Here is a 16,256-nt window from a genome sequence, read left to right as displayed (position 1 = left end):
TCAAGACCGTCGAGTGAAGAACGTCTATGGTCATGGGAATCGCCACCAAGTGAAAAGCGATCTTCTCACCTTGCGAGAAGCCGCGCGTCGCCGTGGACGACCGGCGCCAGCGCCTCGTCTCGAAGGTGCTCGCGCCGGGCGGCGGCCGCCTCGCCGGCCAGGACGCACCGCTCCGTACGCACCCGGATCGCCAGCGACCGCCGGGGCTGCGCGGACCGGTTCGGCCCGCTGGCGTGCAGCGTGTCGCGCTGGTGCAGGGCGAGGCCGCCCGCGGCCACCTCGGCCGTCACCTCGCTCCAGCGGAAGCCGTCCGGCAGCGGGAGGCCGGTACGGGCGGGGTCCAGATCGGTCCGGAACAGGTCCGCGCGACCGAGCGGGCCGAGCCGCTGCGAGCCGGGTACGTACCGCAGCGGCGACGCGTCGGCCGAGACGGCGGAGAGCGCCAGCCAGACCGTGAAGATGTCGCCGTGCCAGTACGGCGCGAAGGGGCCGTCCTGGTGCCAGCCGATGTTGCCCACCGGCGCCTCGTCCGTCGGGCGCTTGATGAACAGGTCCACCGCCCAGACCTGCAACGCCCGGGCACCGGTCACCGCGGCCGCGAGCCGCCAGATCCCGGGATGCGCCACCAGGCGGCGCAGCACGTGGCTGCAGTTGTGCGGTTCGGCGATCTTGACCAACCGCTGCGGTCCGTCGCCGCGCTCGCGCTCGCGCAGCTTCGGCGCCAGGCCCGTGTCGCTCTCCCCCGCGGCGACGGCCTCCGCGGCGACGGTCGCCTCGTCGAGGACGTCCTGCGCGACGACGGGCGGCGCCACGCAGAACCCGTCGTCACGGTACCGCCGGCGGAGCATTTCCACGTCGAGGACGTCACGCATGCGGATTCCTTTGCGGGATGGATCGTCACACCGCCGAGCGCGTCATTGTGATCGCGTGGTCCGCGGGTGCGGTGGCGGCGACCGGGCACAGGACCGACAGGTGCCACGAATGCATGGCGAGCACTCCTCGCCACAGGGGCACAGCGACATCCTAAAGACAGGAATGATCGACAGGAAGCGCTCTCACGTATCGAGAATGATCAGTTGAAGTTCGAATGGGGAACGCCTAGGGTTGCGTACCGTGCCGCCCGCCGGGATCGTCCGAGGAGCGCTATGACAACATCCACCGACGGCACCACGACGCTACGTCTGGTGCAGATCTCGGACACGCACCTGTCCCGCTGGGACGGCCCGTTGCGCCGCAACTTCCGTACGCTCGCCCGGTTCGTCAACGAGACCCTGCGACCGGATCTCGTCGTCCACGCCGGCGACTCGGTGCTGTCCAACCCGGACTCCGAGGAGGACTACCGCGCGGCCAGGGAACTGCTCGGCCTGATCGACGCGCCCATGCTCCTCATCCCCGGCAACCACGACGTGGGCGAGCCGTACGAGCGCACCTGGTGGACCGCCACGGCCGAGCGCCTGGCCCGGTACCGTCGCCACTTCGGCCCGGCGCCGTGGCTGCACTGGTTCGGCGACGTGGCGCTGATCGGGCTCAACAGCCAGATCTTCGGCACCGGCCTGCCGGAGGAGGACCAGCAGTGGCGGTGGTTGGCCGATGTCGCGCCCTCGGTCGAGGACCGCGCCGCCGTGTTGTTCCTGCACAAGTCCTTCTGGACCGGCTACTGCGGCAGCGACGGCCGGCAGGGCGCGATCGACCCGGTCGACCGGGACCGCGTCCTCGACACGCTGCGCGCGGCGCGACTGCTCGGCGTCTCCAACGGCGACGTCCACCGCTACCGCAAGACCTGGCACGGCGCACAGTTCGAGCTCTGGGGGCCCTCGACCGCGTTCCTCGTGCACCGCGAGGAGACCGAGAAGCTACCCGCCGGGCTGGAGCAGCTCGGCGTCGTGCTGTTCGAGTTCACCGGGGAACGGGTCAAGGCCACGTTCCAGACCACGCCCGGGCTCGAGGAGGTCGAGGTCGGCGGGTTCGAGGAGTCCCGGCTCATCCGCAGCGAGATCGCGGCGGCGATGCGACAGGCGCAAGGCGCGGCCACGCCGTGACGTGACGCCCCGCGGCCGCGGCGTCGACCTGGCCGCCCCGGGGCGGCGGTCAGGTCACCGCGCCGCCGCCCGGGAGGCAGGACCGGCGACGATCGGGCGATCAGTCCAGCGGCTTGCGCCAGTACCAGATCTCCGTGTCCGGCAACTGCTCGGCGAACACGCCGTCGGGCGAGACCTCGCGCAGCAGCGCGCGCAGGTCGCGCTCGAACTCGTCGAGGCGCTCGCCGTACAGGTGGGGCGCGGAGTCCGACCGGGAGAACACCCACGCCACGACGTCGTCCGCGCTCCGCTCGACCACCGCGCCCGAGGGCACGACCAGCCGCTGGTAGCCCGCGAACCCGGCCCCCTCGATGATCGCGCGTTCCCCGCTCTGCGTGCCGTGCCGCAGCACGCCCTGCCCGGCGCGGCGCACCTCACCGAGGTACGTGCGCACGAGCGCCGCGATCCCCTCGAACGGCGGCGCCGGGTGCGGCAGCGCAACCGGGTGCGCCGGCGGTTCCTTCAGGTCGCTCATGTGCACGAAGTAGCCACCCGGCTCGATCATCTCGAACGCGGTGGCGGCGACGCGCTCGCGGTCGGTCCAGTGGAACGACTGGGCGAAGAGCACCACCCGGAAGACCCCGAGGCCGGCCGGAAGGTCCTCGGCGCGCGCCTCCGTCCAGCTCGCGTTCCGTACACCGAGACCCTCCGCGCGACGGCGCGCCTCGGCGAGCATGTCCGGATCCGGGTCGACGCCGACGGCCTCGGCGAAGTAGGGTGCCAGCGCCAACGTCACCGTGCCCGGCCCACACCCGACGTCCAGCAGCCGGCCCTGACCGTGCTGGCCGAGGTCACCGGCGAGCCGCGCCGCGTATCCGGGCGCGTAGGGCAACCGGCCCCGGTCGTAGTAGGCGGCACTACCGCGGAACAGGGTCTGATCCCACTGCCAGCCTTCGGGCATCTGCGCTCCTAGAAGTGATATGGGCCGATTGTCCGCTCCTCGGGCACCCTACCGCATCCACGCGCAGCCGGCCGATCGCCCGCTGTGTCCGGCCTTGGCGGCGGCCACCGGGATCGTCGACCACGATGGACGGTCCCTTTGCGACGGACGCCGAGACGCTTCGGGAACGGTCGAGAAGCCCTCTGGACCGTCGATGCGACCGGGCGTTAGGGTGACGTGGCGTACGCCGGCGCACACGGACCGCGCCGACCGGGGGTCGCGTCGCGCTCCCCACGCATGGTCGACGCGCCGCAGACCGCCCGCCGCAGGCGCCCCGATCCGACCGAGCCGGCGTTGCGCGCCAGGAGGCGGCGGCATCCCGACGGGTGGCGGCTCCGCTGAGCGTGTCCGGTCCGCCCTGGTCGGACCGGACGCCGACAGATGGGAAGGCGACCATGGGCGACGACGAGACCGAGACGGACGACGCGATCGAGGTGACCGTTCCCGCCTCGGATCAGCAACGGGACTGGTACGGGCGGGAGGGCGTCCACCGCAACCCGGATCTGATCATCTCCTTCCGGATGTCGCTGACCGTCGGCCTCACCCCCGAGGTGTGCCGGAACGTGGCGGACAAGCTGATCCGGCGCCACGGCGCCCTCCGGACGAGCTTCGCGGTGAGCGACGGCGTGGTGTACCAGCGGGTGCACCGGGACCTGCCGGACACGTACTTCTGGCACGAGGACCTCCGCCGAGCATCCGGGGACGAGCGGGCCGGGCGGTACGCGGATCTGGTCCGGCGCGAGCGCGGCACCGGGTTCGACCTGGAACGCGTACCGCTCGTCCGCGTCGGCCTGATCCGCATGTCGGACGACCACGCGGTCGTCTCGATGACGATGCACCACATCGTCGCCGACGGGTGGGCGGTCGACATCCTCCGGCGGGAGTTCGTCGAGCTGCTCGCCGCGGAGCTGGCCGGGGAACCGGACCAGCTGCCACCCGCGATGCAGTGCCATGAGTGGTCGGAGGCGGAGCGGCGCTGGGCCGCCGGCGCCGAGGCGGCCGGGCAGCTGGAACACTGGGGGCGGACCCTGGCCCCGGTACGACCGCTGGCCGTGCCGGTCACCCGCAAGACCGACCAGGTCGGATGGTTCGACCACGCGGAGATCCGTGTGCCTACCGGCCCGCTGGTCGACGAGAAACTGCGTGCGGCGGCCCGCACCCTGCGCGCGACCGCCCCGATGCTGACGCTGAGCGCGTACCTCAAGCTGCTGTCGACCGTGACCGGCCTCGACACCGTGGCGACCTTGACCATGGTGACCGGCCGGTCGATGCCCGGCTACGACACCGTGGTCGGCTCGCTGACGAACGTGCTCACGGTGCACGTGGAGGGTGCCCTCGGGCGCACGGCGGCCGAGCTCGTCCCGCAGCTACGCGACCGGTTGGTCGCCGCCTACGCACACCAGCGGATCTTCGTCTCCCGGGTCTGGGACCGGTCCCACCTCGACCCGGGCGACGTGGACAGCCTGTTCATCTTCGACGCGGTACGGCAGGAGCCGAGCCGTCCCGGTCCGCTCCGGCTGGCCGTCGCCCCGCAGGAGCCACCTCGTTCCTTCCGACGGCAGGGCAGTTGGTGGGAGAACTTCAAGTTCCGCTACATCGCCGCCGGGGACGAGTCGGCCGTGACGGTCGAATACAACGCCAACATGTTCGACGAGGACTTCATCCGGTCGATCGTGGCGGACTATCTCGAGTGCCTTGGCACCCTCTGACCGCACCGACGCGCCGGACCTGACGGGTCCCGCGCCACCCCCCGTGACCGACCCGGCAGCACCGCCGGCACCGCCTCGGCGGGCGGCGCCCCGGTTCGCCGCGCGGCAGCTCCGCCGGCACCCGGCCGCCCTCGCGGTCCTGGCGCTGACTCTGATCGGCGGCGTCGGGCTCGACCTGCTGGCGCCGCTGCTGATCCGCTGGTACATCGAACAGGAGGTGACCCGCTCCACCGCCGCCATCGCCTCAGCCTCGTTGCTGGTCGCCGGCTACCTGGTGGTGAGCCTGCTGGCCCGGTTGGTCGGCGTCGCCGAGGCCGCGGTGGCCGAACGCCTCGCCTGGACCGTGATGGATCAGGTCCGGGTCGACGTCACCCGCCACTGCCTGGCGCTGGGCATGGACTTCCACAGCACCACCCGCCCGGGCGACCTGGTCGAGCGGGTCGAGGGCGACGTCAGCCTGCTGGCCAACTTCCTGTCCCGCTTCGTGCTGACGGTGGTGGGGCAGTCACTGCTGCTGGCGGGGCTGATCGCGGCGCTCCTGGTGGTGGACTGGCGGATCGGCCTCTGCGTCGGCGTCCTGGCTGTGGTCGCCACGGTGGCGCTGCGTCGGCTCGCCCGCAGGGGGCAGGCCTCGTTCGACGACCTGCGCCAGGCGTCCAGCGACCTGAGCGGCCTCCTCGGTGAGGCGTTGAGCGCCACGCCGGACATCAGCGGCAGCGGCGGCGGGCCGTACGTGCGGCGGAGGCTGCTCCAGGCCAGCCGGGCCGTCTTCCGCACCGAGCAGGGGGCCGCCCTCTGGGGCATGATCGCGCTCTGGTCGGCCGCGTCCTTCACGGCCTGGCTGGGCACGGCCGTGGCGTTGTCGTGGTCCGCCTGGCTGTACTCCATCGGCGCGATGACCCTCGGCACGGTGTACCTGGTCTTCGTCTACACGCAGCAGATGATGCAGCCGCTGGACCAGATGGCGCTCCAGATCCAGGACTACCAGGCCGCCGCGGCCTGCGTGGGGCGGCTCCAGGGCCTCCTGGACCTGCCGGCGCCCGGCCCCGGTGCCGGTGGGCGCCCGTTCCCGTCGGGGCCGGTGCGCGTCGAGTTCCGCCGGACGAGCTTCCGGTACGCGCCGGAGCGTCCCGACGTGCTCCGGAACATCGACGTCGTGGTGCCGGCCGGTGAGACCGTCGGCGTCGTCGGCCGCACCGGCAGCGGCAAGAGCACCCTGGTGCGCCTGCTGACCGGTCTCTACGCGCCCACCGGGGGCGCCGTCCTGGTCAACGGCGTGGACATCACCGCCGTGCGTCCCGGCAGCGCCCGCGAGCGGCTGGCGGTCATCTCGCAGGAGGTGCAGCTGTTCAAGGCGACGTTGCGCGACAACGTCACGGTCTTCGATCCGGACCGCTCCGACGAGCAGGTGCGTCGCGCGTTCGACACGCTCGGCATGACCGAGTGGCTGGCCCGGCTGCCTGACGGGCTCGAGACGGTGCTGGGTCCCGGTGGCCACGGCCTCTCCGCCGGCGAGGAGCAACTGGTCTGCTTCATCCGGGTGGTCCTGGCCGACCCGAGCGTGGTCGTGCTCGACGAGGCGTCGTCACGCCTCGACGCCGCCACCGAGCAGTTGTTCAAGCACGCCATGACCATTCTGCTGGCCGGCCGGACCGGCCTCGTGGTCGCGCACCGGCTGTCGACCCTCAGCACGGTGGACCGGATCCTCTACCTCGAGGACGGGCGGATGGTCGAGTACGGCCGGCGGGAGGACCTCGCCGGCGATCCGCGGTCACGGTTCAGCCGACTACTGGCGCAGGGCGTGAACGACCTGGACACGGACGAGGTGGGCGACCGGCGATGCTGACCCGCAGACGCGCCGATCGGTTGCTCCTCGTGCTGTTGTCGCGACGTCGCCTGTCGTTCCTCGCGGACGCGGCCATCGGGGCGGCGTTCTTCCTCGTCGGCATGGTGCCCGGCCTCATCACCAAGTGGGTCCTCGACGCCCTTGCCTCCCCCGCCAACGACTCCCCCGTCTTCTGGCTGATCGCGGCCCTGGTGCTGGTCAAGATCGTGCACGTCACGCTGGGGATCGGCTGGATGGTCGCCGACACCGCGCTCCGTGGCGTCCTGCTCGCGCTGCTGCGGCACAACCTCTTCGATCGGATCATGGCGCTGCCCGCCGCGCGGGCGCTGCCCATGCCGGTCGGCGACGCGCTCAGCCGGTTCATGGAGGACGTGCGGGAGGTCGTGGACGCGCTGTGCAAGCGCAGCGGCCTCATGAACCTCACCTCGTCGCTCTCGTTCGCCTCGGTGGCGGTCGCGGTCATGCTGCACATCGACGCCCGGATCACCGTCCTGGTCCTGCTGCCGGCACTCAGCGTCGTCCTGATCAGCTACGGCGCCGGCCGGCGGGTCACCAGGTTCCGCGCCCGCAGCCGGCAGGCGGCCGGCGACGTGTCGGCCTTCCTCAACGAGGTCTTCTCCCACGTCCAACTGATCAAGCTCAGCGGGGCCGAGGAGCGGGTGATCGGCCGGCTCGCCGAGCGCAACAGGATCCGCCGACAGGCCGCCGTCCGCGACAACGTCTTCTTCGCGATCCTGCACTCGTCGTCCCGCTACGTCCTGGCGCTGGGCACCGGCCTGATCCTGCTCGTCGCCGCCGACGCGATGCGCCGCGGCGACTTCACCGTGGGCGACTTCGCCCTGTTCACCTACCTGTTGGAGGAGGTCGGCATCGGGGTGGCGGTGCTCGGCGACTTCCTGCGGCGGTGGCGGCAGGCCAAGGTCTCCGCCGAGCGGTTGGCGCCACTGTTGCAGGGACGACCCACGACCGAGCTGGCCCTGCCGCAGCCGCTGCGCCTGCGTGCCCGGACCCCCGCCGCCGCACCGGACGCGCCGCCGCCGTCCGTCGCCGCCGCCGACCGGCTGCGGCGACTCGACGTGCGGGGCTTGTCCTACCGGTACGGCACGGACGGTTTCGCGCTGCGGAACGTCGATCTCACCCTCGCGCGGGGATCTACGACGGTGATCACCGGCCGGGTGGGTTCGGGCAAGAGCACGCTCGTGCGGTGTCTGCTGGGGATGCTTCCGCCCGAGGCCGGCACCGTGCGCTGGAACGACCAGCCGGTCGCCGATCCGGCCGCCTTCCTCGTACCGCCGCGCTGCGCGTACCTGCCGCAGGCCCCGCAGCTCTTCAGCGACACGGTGCGGGAGAACATCCTGTTCGGCCTACCGAGCGACGGTCGGGTGGAGCGCGATGCCGCGTACGTCGCGGCGTTCGACGAGGACCTGGCGGCCATGCCGGAGGGATTCGAGACCGTGGTCGGGCCACGCGGCCACCGGCTCTCCGGCGGACAGCGGCACCGGCTGGCCGCGGCGCGCGTGATCGCTCGCGGAGCAGACCTGCTGATCGTGGACGACGTCTCCAGCGCGTTGGACCTACAGACCGAGAAGGTGCTGTGGGACCGGCTGTTCGCCAGGGCCCTGGCGGCGGGATGGACCCTGCTGATCGTGTCGAACAGGATCCCCGCGCTGACGCGGGCCGACCTCGTGGTGGTGATGGACGCGGGGCGGGTGGTGGGCACGGGGACCTTCCGGCGGTTGCTCGTCGACTGCCCGCAACTGCGCGCGTTGCATCCCGATCTGCCCGCCGAGCCGGCGGCGGTGCCGGTCACCGAGTAGGTGCGAGCGGACGCCACCCGGGGCGACGACGGGTGAGGTGGTCGTGACCGCCCGGCCGCCGACGACTCCACATCGAGCCCCTCGACCCGCCCCGTCACACGGGTAGCATGGCCGCATGACTGGGGCGGCAGAGGGAGCCGAGGACAACCATCAACGCATACTTGTCGCTCTGGTGCGGGCCCGCGGGTTCCCGCAGGCGGAAGCGGACGACGACCTGCTGGCGCTGGGCCTCACCTCATTGGACCTCCTACAACTCGGCGCGGACATCGAGAAGGAGTTCGGAGTACCCGTCGATCTCGGGGTGCTCCTGGCCGCCCCGAGCATCGACTCGCTGGCGGGAATCCTGCGCAGTGGTGCGCAGGACGAGGCAGCCGCGACGTGACCTGCCCGGCGTGGCGGGACGGCTATTCCTGGCCTGCGTCTGCGGTCCGCTCACGTCCGTCGCCCCGGGAGAGCACCGGCAGGCGTGACCACGCCTCGTCGTCGCACGGATCGGCCGGCGGCTCCGCCACGATGACGTACGTCGACGGCGCGACGGCCGGCTGCGCGGCCGGCAGGGCCGCCATCACGGCGACGTGCGCCTCGCGCGGCGTGCCGACCAGTCGCGGGCCGGCCAGGTAGCACAGGGTCCCGGTGCCGTCCGGGTCGTGGCGGCGGACGCGAACGGCCCGCGCGCCGGTCGCCTCCGCCACCACCCGTTCACAGCCGGACAGCGACAGTTCGAGATTGTCGCCACGGTCGGTCCCACAGCGCACGCCGTGGCCGCGCAGGTAGGCCCGCACGTCGGCGACACCGACGTCGCCAGCCACGCTGGACACGATCGCCCACTCCATCGTCCGCAACCACGCCTCCGCCTCACCGGGCGCCATCAGGCTCGTGTCCACCCGCGCGCCCAGGACGAACTCGGTCGCGGTCTGCTGCGCGTCGAGGTACAACCCGAGATTCTCGGCGTTGGTCGTCCCGGTCCAGGTGAAGGTGGTCGGAACGGGCGTGACGGTCGCTCCGGGGACACCGGGCTCGTCGGCCAGGAGGTTCAGCACGATCGCGGAGCCCACGGCGTCGAAGCAGACCCCTCGACGCCACTGCGCGGCTCGGCGGGTCGCCTCCATCGCCTCGGGCGCGTAAGCCGCACTCTGCAGGGAACGCATCGTCAGCGCCATGGCCGAGCGCATCGTCTCGGTCACGTCGTCGCGTACGGGCAGGTGCAGGATCGCCTCCTGCGAGAGAGGGCCCGGGTAGCCGCGCCAGGCCGCGTCGAACCGGTTGCTCGAGATGGTGAACAGCAGCGCCGCAGGCAGACCGGCGACCGTCGCCGACACGGTGGCGAGTGCACCGGTGAGGATGCCGATCCGACGCAGGCGTCGCTGCCGGGTCAGGGCCTCCATGGCCGCGAGCAGGTCGAAGGAGCGCAACTGGCCGTACCAGAAGCGCTCGGGCTCGGGTCGCCGTCGGGGACGCGGCCACATGGTCGGCGACGCTTCGGCGTAGATCCGTGCGGCGACGTCGACGGCTCTGCGCTGGACCTCGACACCGTCGGGACCGTTCTCGAAACGGGCCCTGTCCACTGGCGACGGCGTTTCCACGGGCCCGTCGACCCCCTGCCGACCAACGAACGACGCGGCGAGGTCGTCGGTGAGCAGCCGCAGCCCCCCGGCGTCGGTGGCGAGGTGGCTGATGCGCATGGCGACCCGGACGACCCTGTCCCGATCGAGTGCGAACAACGGGCGGCACAGCTGCGCCTCCGTCGTGCCGGGCACCAGGTCACGCTGGCGCTCGAAGTCCGCCTCGACGCCGTGCGCCAACGGGACACGCACCCTTGCCGACGCCCGGACGCTCTGCACCGGAGTCCCCTGCCCGGTCCGTGAGATCGACGTACGCAATACGGGATGGCGGCGCAGGAAGTCACGTACCACGCCGAGCGCCTCGTCAGGGGTGACGGGAACGGCGAGGTCGTGGACGAGAAGCAGGTCGAACGCCTCCGGTGCGACTCCGGCGGCGGCGATGACGTCCCACATGAAGCGTTGCGCCCAGGTCAACGGCGCGGGCCCGGAAGCGCTGGCGTCGTCGTAGGCGCACTCCACGGCGTTCGCGTCGTCGACATCCACGGCGGGAGCGTCGACGACGTAGCGCTCGGTTCCCATGGGCCACCCCTCCCGTCACCACCGATCACGACTGCGTCCGTGGTCGGACCGCTCCACCGGCCGACGGGCCGACGTCGGACACCCGGCCACACACGGGGGCGACCCCGCCGTCCCGTACCGCCACGGCCACCGCCGGCATCGACGACGGGCTGCCGTGGTCACGGTCGCCCTGCCCGCGGGAGGCGGCCAGCCGGACGCCGCCCGCGACGGCGTCGTTTGATGGCGTCGGGCCGACCAGACGACGCCCAGCAACACTATCGACAGACGTCGACAGATGTCGAGTACGCCGCGATCGCCTCCCGGGCACCCTGGCGTCCTGAGCCGACAGCAGCGGTCGGCGGGACGGGCTCAGTGCGGGCTGGGCCGTGGTGCGCTGATGGGCGGCAGGCCCACCCGCCCGCGGCGCGCGTTGACGGCCGCCTCGATCGTCGCGAAGGCGTGCACCTTCGCGTCGTGGTACCCCGTCCTGACGATGGTCTGACCGGGCCAGCGCCGGTAGAGCACGGTCACGGCGGGCAGCGTCAGGCCCGGCCCGGCGGCGGCCACGTTGAGGCAGAATCCGACGTCCTCGTTGACTCCGAGGCCGGGCCAGCCGAAGGTGGCGAGGGCCACCGACCGGCGGACCATGATGTTGTTGGGGTGGAAGGGAAACGGCGAGACCCACTCCTCCTCCAACTGGTACCGGCGCCAGCGGCGCGGCTGATCGATCCATCGCGGCGTACGCGACAGGTCGTCGAGCCAGCGGCGGTTCGTCGCCACCCAGGCGGTCCCGTCCGGATACGGAGTCGCCACCACCTCCTCGAAGCCGTCGACGTCGAGCACGTCGTCGGCGTCCAGCGGGAAGACCCACTCGCCGGTGCTGGCCGCCAGGGCGTGGTTGCGCGCCGCCGACACGCCCTGCGCGATGGGCAGGCTCAGCACCCGGTCGGGGCCGGCCTTGTCGACCGTGGCGCCGTCGGCCCCGGGGCCGTCGACGACCAGGCACCACTCGATCCCGATGCCGTGCGGCAGCAGGCGCGACCGCAGGGCGGCGACGCTCTCCGCCGTCTCGTGCAGGAAGTCCGTCCGACGCGGATGGGCGGCGGTCAGGAAGGACACCCGGGGCAGCCCCGCCGCCGTCACCGCGGCCTCGCCCGGACGGGCGCGGGCAGCGGGGATCCGCGCCAGGACTCGCAGCGCAGGGCACCGTCGACACGAACGGCATCGACCTGCTCGGTGTTGTCGATGCCGGGGTCGGCGAGGACGAACTCCGCGGAGAGGTTGGCGCACAGGTGCGGCAGGACGATCCGGAAGAGGGTGCCGTGACCGACGAGGACGAAGGTCTGCTCCGCGCCGCCCGGGCCGTCGAGCCGCTCGACGAGGCGCCGCACCCGGCTCACCGCCGCGCGGGCGCACTCCCCCGTCGGCGAGAAGGGATGGTCGAGGTCACCGAGGCGCAGCCAGCGGTGCCACGTCTCGTCGATCTGCGCGGCGATGTCGTCGTGCAGACGCCCCTCCATCTCGCCGGCGTCGCACTCGGCGAGTTCCTCGGCGACCCGTACCGGCGTGCCCACCGCCGCCGCCACGATGTCGGCGGTCTCGACGGCCCGCCGCAGCGGGCTCGTCAGCACACCCGCCACGCCGGGCAGCGCGGCCAGTCGCCGGCCGGCCTGCGCGGCCTGCCGGCGACCGGTCGCGTCCAGCGGCGGGCCGGGACGTCGGGTCGATATCCGTCGCACGGTGTTCTCCGCCGTCTGCCCGTGCCGCAGGAAGACAAGACGCACGTCACGACCCTTCGTCTCGGCGGGATTCACACCCGGGCGGTCTGTCGCTTCGGCCGGTACGCCACCGCGGCCTTCGGGTTGCGGCGGAACAGCTGGTCGATCTGGGTGGCGTCCAGGCCGATGGAGAGCATGTTCGCCCGCTGGAGTTCGTACCCGGACGAGCCGGCCGCTACGGCGCCGTCGTCGCGCAGCCGCAGCCGGCTGTAGGCGTCCTGGGTCAACACCTCGCCGGCCATCGTGTCGATCTCGGTGTGGTCGGTCAGCGCGATGAGCCGGTCGCAGCCGAGGAAGTCCACGGTGCGGCGGCAGATGGCCAGGTCGACGTGGCGCCCGTCGAAGTTGAGGCAGGGCATGAGCCGGCCGTCGAGCGCCGCGGTGAGCACGGCAGCCGGAACCGGCCCGAGCAGCTCGGCGATGTTCTGCCGCGTCCAGGTCGGGCCGATGACCGCGGCGAGCTGCTCCGGCTTGCGCGCCAGGGCCACCTCCGTCCGCCAGGCGTGGGCGAACCTGCGGGGCATGTCGTTGTAGAGGTGATCGGTCAGCACGAGGTACGGCGACGACTCGTAGCGGGAGTGCAGGTAGTCGAGCACCTCGCCGACGCGCCGGGCGCTGCGGTCGGGATCGTCGCGGTGGAAGTGCCCGACGGCGATACGCACCTCGTTGTCGTAGCAGCGGTCGAGCAGGTCGGCGAACGTCATCCCGGCGTCGAGCGGCTCGTCCAGCCCGGCGCCGTCCGGGGCCATCACCACGTACCGCAGCCCGTGCGGGCCGAGATCGGCGAGCTGGCGCCACTCGTCCGCCGTCGGGTGCCACTTGCCCTTCCTGGGGATGCCGCCGTCCGGACCGAGCAGCGGACCCTCGATCGCGAAGCCCGCGATGTTGGGCAGGGCGCCCTCGGCGGACAGGACGCCGTAGCGCTCGACGAGGGCGCGCAGGGCCGGAAGCTTCTCCCGCCGGAGGTAGATGGTCGGGACGATCTCCACGTCGCGCTCGGCGGCGAGCTGCTGGAGCGGGGCCAGGTCGTCGGGGGACATGGCGGAGAAGTCGTACGGACCGAGGCCGTGGAAGTGGTAGAGGAAGGCGGTCATCTGTATCTCCCCAGGAGGTGCGGCGGGCGGTCGGACTGGACGGCCCGGGTGGGTGCGATGGTCGGCTGCCGGGTCGGTACGCCGTCATCGCGTGCCGACCTCATTCGTCGTCGGCCTCACCTCCCCCTTTCGGCGTCGTCCCCGCAGCCGTCGCGCCGGCGGCGAGCGCGAGCGCCACCCCGGCGAGCGCCACCGTCAGGAACGCCACCCGCAGTGAGGCGAACTCCGCCACCTGGCCCACCAGAACGGGCGCGACCAGCCAGCCGGCGTGCCCCATCGCGCTCACGGTGGCGATGGCCGAGCCGGAGTCGCGGGCGCCGCCGTGCCGGCCCGCCGCGCTGAAGATCAGCGGCACCAGAACGGACAGACCCGCGCCGAGCAGGACGAAACCCGCCACGGCCATCGGGGCGGCCACGGCGGCCACCACGACCGCCGACCCCACGACGGACACGGCCGCCGCGACCCGGGCGGTCGTCACCGGACCCACGACGCGTACGACGGCGTCGCCGACCAGCCGGCCCGCCACCATCGCCGCCGCGAAGCCCACGTAGCCCACGGCGGCCGGTCCCGCGGCCACCCCGGTGACGTCGTGGACGTACACCCCGCTCCAGTCCGCTCCGGCGCCCTCTGCGTACATGGCGAGGGCGGCCAGGGCGCCGAGGCCGAGCAGCGGCGCGAGCGGCGGTCGCCGTCGCGTCGGCGGCCCGGGGACCTCGGCCAGCGCCACGACACCGACCAGGGCGGGAACGGCGACGGCGAGCAGCAGCACCGCCGCGCCGACGAGCAGGGGCGAGGGGCCGAGGCCGGCGGTCGCGCCGGCCACCGCGAGCGCGGCCGCGGCGAGTGACCCGGCGCTCCAGGCACCGTGCAGGCCGGACATGACGGGCCGGTCGAGTTCGCGTTCGACCGCGACGGCGTAGGCGTTCATCGCCACGTCGCTCACGGCTCCCGTGGCGCCGAACAGCACCATCACCCCGAGCAGGACGGCGAACGAGGGTGTCAGCGCGATGGCGAGCAGCACCAGGACGTAGCTCACCAGTCCCACCCGGATGGCCGCCGGAGCGCCGTGGCGGCGCACCAGTCGACCCGCGAACGCCAACGCCGCCAGTCCTCCGACGACCTGGAGCAGCAGCGCGAAGCCCAGGTCGCCGGCGGACAGGTGCAGGCTCTCCCGGACCGCCGGGATCTGGGCGGCCCAGACCCCCTGCACCGCGCCGTGGAGCAGGAAGGTGACCCTGATCGGCGCGACACCGACGGCGGGTACGGGACGCAGGCGTACCACGTCAGGCCGTCGTCGGGCGGTGCGGCCCCGCAGCCACGACCGGAATGCGGACGACGTGAGACATGAGCACTGCGAACCAACCCCCCGTTGTCGCTTCGTGGTCGTTCGTAACACTGACAGCGACATCTGTCAATGCGCACGCGTGCCCTGACACCGCGTGCGACCGCCCCGCTTCAGAGCGCGTCATGCCGCACCACCGCCAGTTCCCGAGCCGTGAACGGCGGTTCGGACGGCGGCGCCGCGCGCGGGCCCCGAAGCGTCGCCAGCGCCACCCGCGGGCTGCGCAGCCGGCTCGACGGCGCCGAGAGGCTGAAGACCCTGATCAGTTCCTCGGCGATCGGCCGTCGGTCCAGCGCGGTGCGGAACAGGCGGTCCTGGTACCGCCACCGGATGCGGTCGATGGTCGACGGCGCGGCTCCCCGGACGTCCGGGAAGCGGATGTCGGAACCCGCCGCGTGCTGCCAGCCCTCGTCGGCGACGGCGGCGACGGCCCGCTGCACGGAGCCGGCCAGCCCCGGGGCCAGCCCGAGCCGGTCGAGTTCCGCCCTCAGGATCGCGGCCTCCTTCGCGGCGACGGACATGCCGTGGCCGTACACCGGGTTGAAGCTGGCCACGGCGTCACCGAGCACGACGAACCCCGCCGGCCACCGGTCCATCTTGTCGAAGCGCCGGCGGCGGTTGGCGGTGCTGTTGGTCACCCGGACCGGTCCCAACGGCTCCGCGTCCGCGATGAGGTCGCCCACGACCGGATGGCGCATGCCGCGCGCGAAGGCGACGAAGCGTCGTTCGTCGGCCGGCGGTTCGCCGCCACGGGTGCCGGAGAGCGTGACCAGCCACCGGCCGCCCTCGATCGGCACGAGGGCGGCGGTCTGCCCGGGCCGGCGCCGCGTCGGATCCGCCTGGACGTTGACGACGGGGAACCCCCGGGCCGCCGGCTGCGGGGCGCGGAAGATCCGCGTGGCGTAGCGCAGACCACTGTCGACCAGGTCCTCCGTCACCGGTCCGGCGCCGAGCTCGGCGAGCCAGCGCGGGGACCGGGAGGCCCGACCGGACGCGTCGACGACCAGGGCGGCGGGCAGTTCCTCGTCGACGCCCTCCCGGCGGACGCGGACGCCGGTGACCCGGCCGGCGTCACCCAGCAGGCCGGTCACCCGGCTGCGGTCCAGGACGCGCACGCCCGCCCGGCGGCGGACCCGCTGGCGCACCACGTGGTCGAGGAGCGCCCGGCTGCAACTCACCACGAACTCCTCGGTCTCCCAGCGCGGCAGCCAGCCCTGGGGCAGCAGCATGACGTAGCCGTGGGGCAGGCCGAGACGGTGCGCGCCCGCGTCGAGCCAGGCTCGCGTGACACCGGGCAGCAGGCCCTCGATGATCCGCGCCCCGCTGGACATCAGCACGTGGGCGTGGTGGCCCTGGGGCAGGCCACGGCGTTCGGTCGCGTCGTCGGGCAGCTCGTCGCGTTCGACGACGGTGACCGTGCCCACCGTCGGATGCCCGGCGAGCACGGTCGCGGCGAGCATGCCCGCCAGTCCTCCGCCGACGACGACGGCATGGGTGGGGCCGTACATGGCTGCTCCTCGACCAGGTGGGAC

General features: G+C 72.8%; 13 protein-coding genes. 5 read left to right on the top strand and 8 right to left on the bottom strand.

All coding sequences use genetic code 11. The annotated features are described in order from the left end of the window. Positions 1 to 65: 65 nt before the first annotated feature. On the bottom strand, positions 66 to 872 hold the full coding sequence (locus CLT72_RS04425) for a phytanoyl-CoA dioxygenase family protein (protein WP_101409631.1): 807 nt from the start codon (positions 870 to 872) through the stop codon (positions 66 to 68). A gap of 273 nt (positions 873 to 1,145) precedes the next feature. Here CLT72_RS04425 and CLT72_RS04420 point away from each other — a divergent pair, with 273 nt between their 5' ends. After that, positions 1,146 to 2,039, top strand: coding sequence for a metallophosphoesterase (locus CLT72_RS04420; RefSeq protein ID WP_101409630.1), 894 nt, complete (start codon positions 1,146 to 1,148; stop codon positions 2,037 to 2,039). Positions 2,040 to 2,139: 100 nt separating this feature from the next. Here the strand turns inward: CLT72_RS04420 and CLT72_RS04415 are convergent, their stop codons facing one another. Then, positions 2,140 to 2,979, bottom strand: a complete 840-nt coding sequence (locus CLT72_RS04415; RefSeq protein WP_101409629.1) for a class I SAM-dependent methyltransferase — start codon at positions 2,977 to 2,979, stop codon at positions 2,140 to 2,142. A 434-nt stretch (positions 2,980 to 3,413) separates the two neighbouring features. Here CLT72_RS04415 and CLT72_RS04410 point away from each other — a divergent pair, with 434 nt between their 5' ends. The 4 genes from CLT72_RS04410 to CLT72_RS04395 all read left to right on the top strand — a co-directional run bounded on the left by CLT72_RS04410 (position 3,414) and on the right by CLT72_RS04395 (position 8,772). Then, complete coding sequence (locus tag CLT72_RS04410; RefSeq protein ID WP_101409628.1) at positions 3,414 to 4,727, top strand: condensation domain-containing protein; 1,314 nt, start codon at positions 3,414 to 3,416, stop codon at positions 4,725 to 4,727. Next, entirely contained in the window at positions 4,714 to 6,573 is a 1,860-nt protein-coding gene (locus CLT72_RS04405) for an ABC transporter ATP-binding protein (RefSeq protein WP_101409627.1), read from the top strand. Before CLT72_RS04410 ends, CLT72_RS04405 begins: the two co-directional genes overlap by 14 nt. Further along, the gene (locus CLT72_RS04400) at positions 6,567 to 8,390 is read left to right on the top strand and encodes an ABC transporter ATP-binding protein (RefSeq protein WP_101409626.1); all 1,824 of its coding nucleotides are present in this window, start codon (positions 6,567 to 6,569) and stop codon (positions 8,388 to 8,390) included. The genes CLT72_RS04405 and CLT72_RS04400 overlap by 7 nt, the downstream gene beginning before the upstream one ends. Positions 8,391 to 8,505: 115 nt before the next feature. After that, entirely contained in the window at positions 8,506 to 8,772 is a 267-nt protein-coding gene (locus tag CLT72_RS04395; protein ID WP_101409625.1) for an acyl carrier protein, read from the top strand. A 22-nt stretch (positions 8,773 to 8,794) separates the two neighbouring features. On the opposite strand, the gene CLT72_RS04390 is transcribed toward CLT72_RS04395, so the two are convergent. From CLT72_RS04390 to CLT72_RS04370, 6 genes are all read right to left on the bottom strand, one after another. After that, positions 8,795 to 10,531 carry a condensation domain-containing protein gene (locus tag CLT72_RS04390; RefSeq protein ID WP_101409624.1) on the bottom strand — a complete coding sequence of 579 codons (1,737 nt, stop codon included), beginning with the start codon at positions 10,529 to 10,531 and terminating at the stop codon, positions 8,795 to 8,797. Positions 10,532 to 10,879: 348 nt separating this feature from the next. Further along, positions 10,880 to 11,653, bottom strand: a complete 774-nt coding sequence (locus CLT72_RS04385) for a glycosyltransferase (RefSeq protein WP_158241961.1) — start codon at positions 11,651 to 11,653, stop codon at positions 10,880 to 10,882. Next, the gene (locus CLT72_RS31485; protein ID WP_158241960.1) at positions 11,650 to 12,294 is read right to left on the bottom strand and encodes a histidine phosphatase family protein; all 645 of its coding nucleotides are present in this window, start codon (positions 12,292 to 12,294) and stop codon (positions 11,650 to 11,652) included. The genes CLT72_RS04385 and CLT72_RS31485 overlap by 4 nt, the downstream gene beginning before the upstream one ends. Before the next feature lie 26 nt (positions 12,295 to 12,320). After that, on the bottom strand, positions 12,321 to 13,382 hold the full coding sequence (locus tag CLT72_RS31480) for a hypothetical protein (protein WP_144082179.1): 1,062 nt from the start codon (positions 13,380 to 13,382) through the stop codon (positions 12,321 to 12,323). 100 nt (positions 13,383 to 13,482) lie between these two features. Beyond that, complete coding sequence (locus tag CLT72_RS04375) at positions 13,483 to 14,664, bottom strand: MFS transporter (protein WP_158241959.1); 1,182 nt, start codon at positions 14,662 to 14,664, stop codon at positions 13,483 to 13,485. A 173-nt stretch (positions 14,665 to 14,837) separates the two neighbouring features. Beyond that, positions 14,838 to 16,232, bottom strand: coding sequence for an NAD(P)/FAD-dependent oxidoreductase (locus CLT72_RS04370; protein ID WP_101409621.1), 1,395 nt, complete (start codon positions 16,230 to 16,232; stop codon positions 14,838 to 14,840). Positions 16,233 to 16,256: the final 24 nt, after the last annotated feature.

The organism is Micromonospora sp. CNZ309, from assembly GCF_002846525.1.
This window is presented reverse-complemented; position numbering and strand designations above follow the sequence as displayed.

Coding starts and splice junctions, on each gene's coding strand:
- CLT72_RS04425 (WP_101409631.1), bottom strand. CDS start 872: ATGCGTGACGTCCTCGACGTGGAAATGCTCCGCCGGCGGTACCGTGAC.
- CLT72_RS04420 (WP_101409630.1), top strand. CDS start 1,146: ATGACAACATCCACCGACGGCACCACGACGCTACGTCTGGTGCAGATC.
- CLT72_RS04415 (WP_101409629.1), bottom strand. CDS start 2,979: ATGCCCGAAGGCTGGCAGTGGGATCAGACCCTGTTCCGCGGTAGTGCC.
- CLT72_RS04410 (WP_101409628.1), top strand. CDS start 3,414: ATGGGCGACGACGAGACCGAGACGGACGACGCGATCGAGGTGACCGTT.
- CLT72_RS04400 (WP_101409626.1), top strand. CDS start 6,567: ATGCTGACCCGCAGACGCGCCGATCGGTTGCTCCTCGTGCTGTTGTCG.
- CLT72_RS04395 (WP_101409625.1), top strand. CDS start 8,506: ATGACTGGGGCGGCAGAGGGAGCCGAGGACAACCATCAACGCATACTT.
- CLT72_RS04390 (WP_101409624.1), bottom strand. CDS start 10,531: ATGGGAACCGAGCGCTACGTCGTCGACGCTCCCGCCGTGGATGTCGAC.
- CLT72_RS31480 (WP_144082179.1), bottom strand. CDS start 13,382: ATGACCGCCTTCCTCTACCACTTCCACGGCCTCGGTCCGTACGACTTC.
- CLT72_RS04370 (WP_101409621.1), bottom strand. CDS start 16,232: ATGTACGGCCCCACCCATGCCGTCGTCGTCGGCGGAGGACTGGCGGGC.